Here is a 10,978-nt window from a genome sequence, read left to right as displayed (position 1 = left end):
CGCCAAAAGAACGCGACGCCATCATCAAATGGCCGAATTCGTACTACGACCGCGGTGTAAAAAAGGGTATCGAGCAAGGTATCGAGCAAGGTATCGAACGGGGCAAGAGCACTGCAACACAGGAATTTGTCCGCAAGTTGCTGCGAAAGGGCATGAGCTACGCCGAAATCAGTGATCTGACCGACCTGTCGAAAAAAGAAATTGAAAAGCTGAATAATGAGGAAGAGTAATTAACCTACCATCGCTCATACTGCCAGAGTCAGCCCTCAGATTCTGGTGGGTGAGCGTTTTATTTTGGGCCTGGCCAGTAATCTCCAAAATAGACCTATACCGAGACAATCACAGTCGCTCCGAAATCACGGAGTCGCGCCCCGAAACGAGCTCGAGGCGGAATCCCTCCAAACTCTGCGCCCTCCATCAAATCTGACAATCTGATCATTTTTCTCCCTCTTAAATAATATATCTATGAACAAGAACTCATAAAAGCGGAGGAAGAAATGAGAGAACAAACCCTATTAAAACTATTCTTGGTACTGGCTGCCACAATGGTTCTGCTCACCGGCTGCTCGGCGACTGATTCAGGCACCGCCAATCCGGCGAGCTCTTCAGGCAGCACGAAAACGGTAAGCACCAAACCAGAGAGCACAAAACCCGTGACCGGCAAACCGTCTGCCGTGCTGAACGCCGACACCGAGAGTCACTGGGCGTCCATTGAAATCCAGATGTTCCAGACTCTGTATAACGACTTCAATACGTACAATCATCAGCTGAACAATCCGGAGAACACAGCAAAATGGGTCACAGACACGCAGCAGGCGACACGTCAATTAGAGGCAGATATCACATCGCTGCAGCAGCATCGACCGATCGGAAACCTTACCGCTAAAATTTATGGCTACATGAGCCCGGCACTGGCCACCGCTCAGAAAGCCATGAAACAAACAGAACTGGCACTTAAAACGGAAAAAATTGCCGACATTCAAAAAGTAGAAGTGTATCTTAACCAGGCAGCCGCTCAGCTAAATACAGCAAACCGCAAAGCCCAGGTGATCGAGACCAAGCTACTGACGCAATCCAGTAAATAACATCAAGGAATGACCAGAGATGAGCCTTGAAAAAATTCAAAGTAAGATAACAGGCCCCCTGTCATCGGACAATCCATCCGATCCAGGGGGCCGCTCAGTCACAAACTTATTTTCACTCACTCAGTCTTTCCTCATTCTGTGCCGCCTGACCAGGCCATAGGCAACGACAAGCAGCAGAAACCAGACCGGCGTGACCAGCAGCGCCGTCCGGGTATCAGCGGCAAAGCCGAGCAGAACAAGGACAAACACGAAGAACGCGAGCAGAAGCCAGTTCACAACCGGTGCACCAGGCATGCGGAACCGGTTCGCCGCAGCGCTCTCCGGCTTCAACCGGCGATAGCGCAGATGAGCGATTACGATCATGCTCCAGACCCAGATAAAACAGATCGTGGCAATACTCGTGACCAGCGTGAACACCTGCGCGGCATCAGGAATCAGATAGTTCAGCAGGACGCCGATCAGCAGCATAACCGCCGAAGCCAGCAGCGCCGGCGCCGGAACATTGCGCGCATTAACCCGCCGCAGTCTGGCAGGCGCCGCCTTTCGCACGCTGAGCGCATAAACCATGCGGCTTGTGCTGAAGATACCGCTGTTGCACGATGAGGCGGCCGACGTCAGCACAACAAAGTTAACCACACCGGCAGCCTCCGGAATACCGATCATCGCAAACACGCGGACGAACGGGCTGCTCGCAGCGCTGACGTTGTCCCACGGATAAATCGACATAATGATCAGCAGCGCCCCGACATAAAAGAACAAAATGCGCAGCGGAATCGTATTAATTGCTTTCGGCAAGGTCTTTTCCGGATCTTCCGCTTCACCGGCCGTGATCCCGACCAGTTCAATACCGACGAAGGCGAACACCGCCATCTGAAACGATAGAATGAACCCGTGAAACCCGTTCGGGAACACGCCGCCGTGCTGCCACAGGTTGGCAAACGTCGCGTGCGTCTCCGCATTGGTAAATCCAGTGAAAATCAATACCAGTCCGACCACGATCAGAGCGAGGATCGCAATCACTTTGATCAGCGCGAACCAGAACTCAATTTCCCCGAACGCCTTGACCGTCGCCAGATTGATCAGCAGCAGGACAACCACGCAAATCAGCGCCGGAATCCACTGCGGCAGATGCGGGAACCAGAACTGCAGATAAATCCCGACAGCCGTGATCTCCGCAATTGCCGTGGCAATCCAGCAGAACCAGTACGTCCAGCCCGTAATAAACCCGGCCCACGGACCGATAAATTCCTCGGCAAACGCCGCGAAGGAGCCGGTCGTCGGACGGTACATCAATAATTCCCCGAGCGCCCGCATCACAAAAAACAAAGCGGCACCGATAATCAGATAGACGAGCAGAATCGACGGCCCGGCAAGATGAATCGATTTCCCCGAACCAAGAAACAGCCCGGTACCGATCGCCCCGCCAATCGCCATCAGCTGAATCTGTCTGTTGCTCAAACCCCGTTGCAAATGCTCTTTCTTCTTCAAAAAATTCACCTTTCACTTTCTCATCACATATGGAAAATAATGTTTTGTCGCCCGTCGTGGCACCACTCTCATAATCTAAAGTTGCCGGACATAAAAGTCAAATTGACGGCCCGCACTTTTCCACTCACCTGAACCAATCTTAAATAATATGGAAAAAATTGCGCCGCCTGCCCTATAATTAACTTTAAGAAGAAGACGAGGGCACAATCGATAGGAAATGTAAAAAAATCTTCGGAAATAAAGGGGCTCAGGGCAAAGTTTACCGCATATTCGGAGATAACAGCCTGCTGAATAATCATTATTCACCCAAATTCAGGATATGTCAGCGGATCTGGAATGAGATCAGCAGAGGAAAGGAGAATCCCAACATGAAAACAGAGGAAGAAAAATTTCTGAAGTCGCTGCACTTCTGGAGCAGACTGATCGGCTGGCTGATGGGCGTCATGGCGGCCGTCGCCCTGATAACAGCCATCATCTTTCTCATCCGGGTGGTTCCTGTCGCGTCGGTCATCGCTCATGGCCGTTATACGGCCCAGGTGGTCGTCCTCGATATCGGGACGCTGCTGCTTGTCCTGCTGCAGCTAATCCCTTTTTACGACTTACTGAAATCCGGCCGGTTCGCCCGCTCCGCACGATCCGGTCGCACGCCGTCCGCACTGGATCCGGCGATCGGCAGTTTCGCCCGTTATACGAGGACGCAGAGCATCATCCTGATCGTCACTTATGTCGGGGCGATGGTGCTGATCGGGCTGTTCCTGATCACGATTGTCCAGTTTACCGTCAAGCCATTCTGAGAGGAGAGAGACAACGATGGACGAACATACCGGAAAAGAGCACACGACCGATACACTGCAAACCGCTCAGCCAATCAGCGATCAAACGCTTGCCGCACTGGCCCGCTGGAGCAACTTTCTCGGCTGGACACTGATCATCTTTGCGGCGCTTCAAGTGACCGTCGCGATCAAAGGCGGCATCACCGGACTGATCATGCCTGCCGTCCAGGCCGGGATCGGCGTCTGCCTGATTCAGGCGAGCTGGGCCGCCAAAAAGTTAAAGGAAGAGAAAGGAAGTCACGCGGATCTCCTCTCGAAGCTCAGAATCTGTCTGATCTTCATCGGCATCATCACGATCATCGCGGTGAGTCTGTTCACCGTCTTCTGCCTGATCTTCATTCTATGGATGCTGCTCCTCTCCAGGTGAACGCAGACCACCATAGAACTTCACCCCGTACAAATCTCCCCGTCCGGCTAGCAGATATCGACCTGCATCCGTTTTGTTATGAAGAAGGCCGGGCCGACCTTAAACCTTGCCAAAGAAGCCCGCACTAAACAATATCACACTCCTTTCTTAGGGTTATAAGAAAACAATCTAAAATTTATATATATTGGGGTGAGCGACATGAAGATAAATAAAATGATTATAATCGCAACGACTGCTTTTTTTTAGCCTTTCACTGGTGTTTTGTTCTTCAAGCGAACATGTGAATGCAAAATCGTACAGTGATCCTTTAATCATTGCCCATCGTGGGGCGAATAATATTGCACCTGAAGAAACGCTGCCAGCTTATATAGACGCGGTTAAAAATCATGCTGATTTTATTGAAGGTGATTTGAGACAGACAAAAGATGGTGTATTAGTTTTGATGCATGACTCTACGGTTAATCGAACAACAAATGGAAAGGGATATGTGAGCAATAAGACATATCATCAGGTCGAGAAATTAGACGCGGGAGTTAAATTCAGTAAGAAATATAGGGGCACTAGGGTATTAAATTTAGAGAATTTAATTAGGCATTTTGGGACAAAGACGAAGTATTATATTGAAACGCGCAGAGTCAAAGGGAAATTGACGATGGAATCTCTATTGTTAAAAATTCTAAATAAATATCATTTAATTTCAAAACGTAAGGTGATAATCGAGTCATTCTATCCGACGAGTCTTAAAAAAATCCATAAAATGAATAAGAATATTCCTCTTGTTTTGCTTATTAAGCATAACCAGACAGTTATTTTACAGATCAACATTTCCGTTATTGGAAAACGTTTGTTTATGGGATTGGATTAGACTCAAAACAGGCTAATAGGGCAATGGTGAATAAGATTTATGATTATGGATTGAAATTACATATATTTTTCTTTACACCTAAGATTGAAAAAAGAGAACAGAAAAGAATGGTTTACGATCATGCAGATGGATTGTTTACAAACAATATTAGATATACTGAAAAGATTTTTAAGCTGAATACCTATTAATTGACACGGTGATTTTGTGGCTATAGACTAAAATACATTGACAATATCTTTCATATCTTGCTATGATTCATAAAACATTTTTGACAATTCGTCTGTCTGTGCCGGAACAATTAAAGCATGGAAAAGATGAGTTGACTAAAAACGCACTAAAAAGATCAGGAAAATGTACAATCTACTTCGTTTCGATGAGAGGTTACTATGGAAGCAACGGAACAGCACGGTGTGAGCATTAAAATCAATCACATTCAAAAAAGTTTCGGACAAGCACACATATTAAAAGATGTGAATTTCGACATTCATGCTGGCGAGTTTATTGCTATTGTCGGCAAAAGTGGCTGCGGCAAGAGTACGTTACTGCGGCAAATTGCCGGCCTGGACGCGCCGACATCCGGCTCGGTCGACTATGACGGTCGCTCGCAGAAAGGGCTGAATCCCGATGTCCGGATCATGTTTCAGGACTCACGGCTTCTGCCATGGAAAAGGGTGCTGAAAAATGTCGGACTCGGCCTTAAAAAGGGCGACATCGATAAAGCCCGGGCGGCACTGCAAAGTGTCGGCCTTTCAGGCAAAGAACGGGAATGGCCGAATTCGCTTTCCGGCGGGCAGCAGCAGCGGGTTGCGCTGGCGCGCGCTCTGGTCAGAAGTCCGCGACTTCTGCTTCTTGATGAACCGCTCGGTGCACTCGATGCGCTGACACGGATCGACATGCAGACCTTGATTGAGTCGATCTGGGAAAAGGACAAGTTCACGGCGATTTTGGTCACGCACGATGTCACCGAAGCAGTTTACCTGGCAGATCGGATCATTCTGATTGAGGACGGCGCTGTGAAACTGGATAAAAAAGTAGATCTGCCGCGGCCTCGCGAGCGAGGCAGTGCCGCTTTTGCCGGAATCGCCGGCGATGTGCTTGACCAAATTCTACACAGAGAATAACAAGCAATACGGGAGATGTTGAGATGGTTTCATTAGCGGATCGCAATCAACGGGAGTTTCAGCACAAGCTTCAGGCAAACATGAAACAGAACAATATTGACGTGCTGCTGTTGACTGGTCAGGAAAGTATTTTCTACGCCACCGGCTACTCGAGTAAGTTTCTGTCGATGATGAAACAGCCGGGTGTGGCCTATGCCGTTGTTCCGGCTGAGGGAAAATGCAAACTGATCGTCAATAATTTTGAGAAACAGACAGCTGATTTGCAGTGCAAGGACATTGATGTCATTCAGTACGACTCGTGGATCTTCATCGATGACGGCGAACCGAAGACAGACAACAAAACGACGCAGATGAATCTGAATCAGTCCTATGAGATTGTGAAGGATCTGATTCGCGAGGTCAGCCCGGCGCCGAGAATCGGCATCGAACCGGTATCGCTCACGTGGGCGTCTACGGAGCAGCTGTACAATGATTACGGTAGGGAAAATGTGGTTGACGTCACAGATGAATTACATAAGGTTCGTCTCTTTAAGACCAACTGGGAGATCCGGGTGCTGCGCGACGCGGCGAAACTTGCCGAGAAGGCGACGCTCCGGACGGCGCGTGATCTGGAGCCTGGGATGAACGAGTTTGATCTCAATGCCGTGTACCGGAAGCACACGGATCAGCTTGACGATCACGCGATCAACACGAATCTGGTCACCTCGATCGGACCGAATTATTCCGCGCCGTTCATTCCGCGCGACTATCAGCTTAAGACGGGGGATATTGTCCGACTCGATGGCGGGATCAACTATTACGGCTATCAGTCCGATATCGCCCGCACATTCGTGCTTGGCGGACAGGCGACGGCGGAACAGCAGGAAAAATTTGATTACTTATATGAAGGGTTTAGCAAGGGCCTGGCGATGATCAAGCCGGGCGTCCGCCTGTCGGACGTTTTCCGCACCGTCAACGGAACGATCCGCAAAGCCGGCATTCCAAACTATTTCCGCGGACATCAGGGCCATTCAATCGGTGTGAGCGCGTTCAGTGAAGAAGCACCATTCATTGCACCGAAAGAGGATCTCGTTTTTCAGGAGAATATGGTTTTCTGTCTTGAGGTACCTTATTACAGTACCAAGGGCGGGTACAATATTGAAGATGAATTCCTGATCACAAAGACTGGCATCGAACGTTTTACCACGGCCAACACATCATTAAACTGGCCGGATTAACGCGAACGCAACAGGGGGATAACAACAGTGAAGAAGTTTAGATGGATCACCATGATTTCGATTGCTGCTATTTTGATTTTTGCCTTGGCCGGCTGCAGTTCATCGCAGAGTCAGAGCGGCAGTTCAAAAGGCAAACTGACGCATCTGTCGCTTGGCTATCAGCAGGGGATTCCGTTGCTGACGACGGTTAAGCAGCAGGGTAAATTAGCCAAACGGCTTAAGAAGATGGGGATTACCGTTTCCTGGCATCAGTTCAGCTCAACCACGGACATGATGAATGCAGTCGGCGTGTCGAACGGGATTGACTTCGGCGGCGGTGGCGCCACGGCGAGCATCTTTGCCCAGGCTTCCGGCAAAAAGTTTGTGAAGGTCGCGGCACAGGACTGGATCAGCCATGGTTCGGCCATACTCGTCCGCGCGGATTCGCCGATTAAGCGCATCAAAGATTTGAAAGGGAAGACGGTTGCAGTAACAAAAGGCTCCGCGCAGCAGTATCTTCTCGTCAGCGCACTGAAGCAGGCCGGGATGAAGTACAGCGATATCAAACCGCTTTATATTGATCCGTCGGAAGCTTTGGCAGCGTTCAAAAAAGGCGGACAGTTCGACGCCTGGGCAATTTGGGATCCGATCACTGCAGAAGCACAGGCCAGTGTGAAGACACGGACACTGGCAGATAACGCGTCGGTATTCGGCAAAGAAGCCGGTCTGCAGACGGCACCTTACTACTTTGCCACCACTTCGCTCGTGAAACAGCATCCGGAAGTCGTCAAAGTGATTCTGGACGAGCTGTCCAGGGCGGGCGCTTGGGCGAAGAATAACCCTGAAGCATCGGCAAAATTGCTTGCCAACGCCTATAACAGTGATTATAAAATTATGCTGACGGAAGAAAAACGCGCCGGCAGCAGAAAGATCGTGCCGATCACCAACCATCTGCTGTCGCTGTTCCAGAACCAGGCCAACACCTTCTACAATCTGAAGGTCGTTCCGAATAAGATCAATGCCTATGACAAGAATTACAACTGGAATTTTCAAAAATAAGTAAAAGTTTCATATTTGATCACTCACCAATGTGTCTCTCCGGATGCTATGCTTCCGGTAAAGCAGCGATGAGTGATCCTTTATTGTATGGGTAAAAATTTAAAAAGTGTGGTGAACGAGATGGCGAAAACCTTACGAACAATCATTCCATGGATCATCCCGGTGATTCTGATGATTCTGTGGCAGATACTGACCACGGGGGGGATCATTCCTGCCAATGTGTTTCCCCGTCCGATCGATGTGATTCAGGCATGTGTCGACTTAACCCGTAACGGCCAGCTTGGCAGCAACATCGCTATCAGCGCGGAACGGGCACTCGCCGGCTTCCTGATCGGCGGTGGACTTGGCTTCATTCTCGGTCTGTTGAACGGCTTATTTACGCTGTTCTATCGCTTTACTGACACATCAATCCAGATGATCCGCAATATTCCGCACCTGGCGCTGCTGCCGCTGGTCATCGTCTGGTTCGGTGTCGGCGAGAGTGGAAAAGTATTTCTCGTGGCCCTGGGCGTCCTTTTTCCGGTTTATATCAATACGCTCCACGGCATTCGCTCGGTCGATAAGCGATTGATTGAAATGGGGCGTGTCTACGGACTTAAGGGCTTCTCTCTTTTTACATCGATTATTCTTCCTGGTGCGCTGTCGTCAATCCTTATCGGTATCCGCTACGCACTGGGTGTCATGTGGCTGACGCTGATCGTTGCTGAAACCGTTGCAGCTAACTCAGGCATCGGCTATATGGCGATGAATGCCCGTGACTTTATGCAAATGAACATTATCGTTTTGAGCATCATTATCTATGCACTGCTTGGAAAAATTTCGGACATGATCGCCAAATTCTTTGAACACCTTTTCCTTAAATGGGATCGTCCGTAATAGGGGAGCGCTGGCGCTATTTTAAATCGGGCATAAACTGTCTCCGATTATTCATTCGAGGGGCAATTTTATTCGCATCAGTATGGCACTCTCTGCGGCATGTACTGGAACTGCTAAAGAGCCCCCGGTGCCGGATTATCCCGTCCGGCATCGGGGGCTCTTTATGGCGCTGGTCAGTCACTATAATGCGGCCCATCAGCTTGTTCAGGACTGGTCGGCCGGGCATTCATGGGGGAAATGGGGGACCTATATAGCCCGTGCCAGTGTTTCCGAAACCTCAGATCCGCTGGCGTTTATCGACACGGATACGTTCACAGTCAAGGGAAACGCCGGCGAAAAAGCAGACAAGATTAAGCTCAAGGCAACCCTTCATACAGACAATCCCAAAGTAACACCGGATTTACGGCTGCTCGGCGCATCGACGGAACATGACTGGAACACCTACATCAAGAATCCGAGTAAAATCAGTCTCAATAAAGATATTCCGACACCCGCTTATTCACAGATGATCCGTGATCCGAAACTGGCGCCGAATATTTGCAGTCCGACAACCATCACCATGGCAATGAACCGGATGGGCGAGAATCTGCTTCTGGAAGAGGCGGCGTACAAAGATTACGACTATACGTATGATGGTTTCGGCAACTGGGCGTTCAGTACGGCACTGGCTGGGAGCCGCGGTTATAAAGCCTACACCGAGTTTACAGATATTGACGGACTAAAGCAGCAGATTGCGGTCGGCTATCCGGTCGGCGTCAGCGTCAAGTACACAAACAATCCGAATAATAAATCGCTTCCATAAGTAGAGAATGCGCCTGGGACGACATACGGCCGCCTGATTCTCGTGCGGGGCTTTGAAACCATTAATGGTCAGAATTACGTCGTCGTCAACGATTCTTTTGCACCCTCTGATGCTACCGCCACGCGCCGCTATAAACTGGATCAATTTGAGAAGGCCTGGGTGACCAGTATTGCTTATATTGTCCATGATAAAGAGCCCGGCGCGGCTGCCGGTGCCGCAAAACGAATCATGGCAACACTGAAACCGGCCACTCAGACTAATGAATATACCCTTTTTGCCGGGGAAGACAAGATTGTGATACCTAAAGACTTTACGGCGAATGTTGATCCGCTGACCACGCAGTCAGGTACGATTGCCTATACCATTTCTGACGGCAAGAAATCCCCGACTACTGCAGCACGGAAATTTTACTACACACATGAAACCTCTGGCGGCAATATCTATCTGGATATGAAGCAAATCGCTTCCGGACTGAACGGCAGAACAGCGACGCTAACGCTTTATGTGATGAGCACTGAGAACAGAACATATATGGCGCAGTTGAAACTGAACGAGGAGATGTTCCTCCGGACGGATAATCTTGTCTGCTCCCAGTTTGCGCAGAATCCGTTATGATAATCGTTTTGCGCCTTCGCCCAGATTTCCTTGACCCCGGCTTCCTTCAGCAGCAATGTGGTCAGGATACTCGCCTGAATATTACGGCTGATTGCCACAATCACATGGTCGAAGTTGCGGATGCCCAGCGTCTGCAGCACCTTCTCATCCGTAGAATCTGTCTCCACCGCCTGGGTAACAATCCCGGAGAAATCATTCACCTTATCACGGTCCGTATCGATCGCCAGCACTTCGCAGCCCATATTGCTCAGTTCCGTACAGATGCTGGCACCAAGCTGACCGAGCCCGATCACTGCATATTGTTTGTTCATCAGCTATCCCTCTTGCTCCGTTCATACGCTCGTTGATTTTAATGCAAGGGCAGGCAACCGGATTGTCAGATAGTGGCGGGCGCCGCAGTCAATGACTTGCGGTGCTTTATTTGGCCATAAGCATCGCCGTTCCAAATAAATATTTCCTATTATAATAGCGCTCATATGAATAACTTTTCATGCCGCTCCATTTTGAACATCGACATCACAGCCAAAAGAGACATCGCATCATCTGTAAGACAGATGAAATAGAAAAGTAATGGAAACTTAATTTGTCGAATTGATAATAAGATCTATTTTTTCACTATACCTTCCTGTTACTTTCTTCCTAGAACTGCCTCTTCTAAACGGTAAATTCTA

General features: G+C 49.3%; 10 protein-coding genes and 2 pseudogenes. 10 read left to right on the top strand and 2 right to left on the bottom strand.

All coding sequences use genetic code 11. The features are described 5' to 3' along the window. Both D889_RS15750 and D889_RS0113365 read left to right on the top strand, forming a co-directional pair. Window positions 1-230: pseudogene (locus D889_RS15750) on the top strand (DUF4351 domain-containing protein); the annotation flags it as partial. A gap of 267 nt (window positions 231-497) precedes the next feature. Beyond that, window positions 498-1,085: a DUF3558 domain-containing protein gene (locus tag D889_RS0113365; RefSeq protein ID WP_010632737.1), complete on the top strand. Its 588-nt coding sequence runs from the start codon at window positions 498-500 to the stop codon at window positions 1,083-1,085. Window positions 1,086-1,205: 120 nt separating this feature from the next. On the opposite strand, the gene D889_RS0113360 is transcribed toward D889_RS0113365, so the two are convergent. Next, on the bottom strand, window positions 1,206-2,519 hold the full coding sequence (locus D889_RS0113360) for an amino acid permease (RefSeq protein WP_051001353.1): 1,314 nt from the start codon (window positions 2,517-2,519) through the stop codon (window positions 1,206-1,208). 422 nt (window positions 2,520-2,941) lie between these two features. Here D889_RS0113360 and D889_RS0113350 point away from each other — a divergent pair, with 422 nt between their 5' ends. The 8 genes from D889_RS0113350 (at window position 2,942) to D889_RS0113310 (ending at window position 9,692) form a co-directional block, all read left to right on the top strand. Then, complete coding sequence (locus tag D889_RS0113350) at window positions 2,942-3,367, top strand: hypothetical protein (protein WP_010632740.1); 426 nt, start codon at window positions 2,942-2,944, stop codon at window positions 3,365-3,367. A 16-nt stretch (window positions 3,368-3,383) separates the two neighbouring features. Beyond that, window positions 3,384-3,773 (top strand): hypothetical protein, encoded by a 390-nt coding sequence (locus D889_RS0113345; RefSeq protein ID WP_010632741.1) that lies wholly within the window; start codon window positions 3,384-3,386, stop codon window positions 3,771-3,773. 280 nt (window positions 3,774-4,053) lie between these two features. Then, entirely contained in the window at window positions 4,054-4,638 is a 585-nt protein-coding gene (locus D889_RS15200) for a glycerophosphodiester phosphodiesterase family protein (RefSeq protein WP_010632742.1), read from the top strand. Window positions 4,639-5,024: 386 nt separating this feature from the next. After that, window positions 5,025-5,759: an ABC transporter ATP-binding protein gene (locus tag D889_RS0113330; RefSeq protein ID WP_010632744.1), complete on the top strand. Its 735-nt coding sequence runs from the start codon at window positions 5,025-5,027 to the stop codon at window positions 5,757-5,759. A 23-nt stretch (window positions 5,760-5,782) separates the two neighbouring features. Then, entirely contained in the window at window positions 5,783-6,976 is a 1,194-nt protein-coding gene (locus tag D889_RS0113325) for a M24 family metallopeptidase (RefSeq protein WP_010632745.1), read from the top strand. Window positions 6,977-7,003: 27 nt separating this feature from the next. Then, complete coding sequence (locus tag D889_RS0113320; RefSeq protein ID WP_010632746.1) at window positions 7,004-8,014, top strand: aliphatic sulfonate ABC transporter substrate-binding protein; 1,011 nt, start codon at window positions 7,004-7,006, stop codon at window positions 8,012-8,014. A gap of 120 nt (window positions 8,015-8,134) precedes the next feature. Further along, window positions 8,135-8,890 (top strand): ABC transporter permease subunit, encoded by a 756-nt coding sequence (locus D889_RS0113315; protein WP_018962406.1) that lies wholly within the window; start codon window positions 8,135-8,137, stop codon window positions 8,888-8,890. Between the two features lie 163 nt (window positions 8,891-9,053). Then, window positions 9,054-9,692, top strand: coding sequence for a C39 family peptidase (locus D889_RS0113310; RefSeq protein WP_010632748.1), 639 nt, complete (start codon window positions 9,054-9,056; stop codon window positions 9,690-9,692). A gap of 555 nt (window positions 9,693-10,247) precedes the next feature. On the opposite strand, the pseudogene D889_RS15475 reads toward D889_RS0113310, so the two are convergent. Then, window positions 10,248-10,618: pseudogene (locus D889_RS15475) on the bottom strand (potassium channel family protein); the annotation flags it as partial. Window positions 10,619-10,978: the final 360 nt, after the last annotated feature.

The sequence above is a fragment of the Sporolactobacillus vineae DSM 21990 = SL153 genome (assembly GCF_000377985.1).
In the GTDB taxonomy this organism is placed as follows: domain Bacteria; phylum Bacillota; class Bacilli; order Bacillales; family Sporolactobacillaceae; genus Sporolactobacillus; species Sporolactobacillus vineae.
The sequence above is the reverse complement of the archived record's forward strand: the minus strand, read 5'-3'. Positions and strand labels throughout refer to the sequence as shown.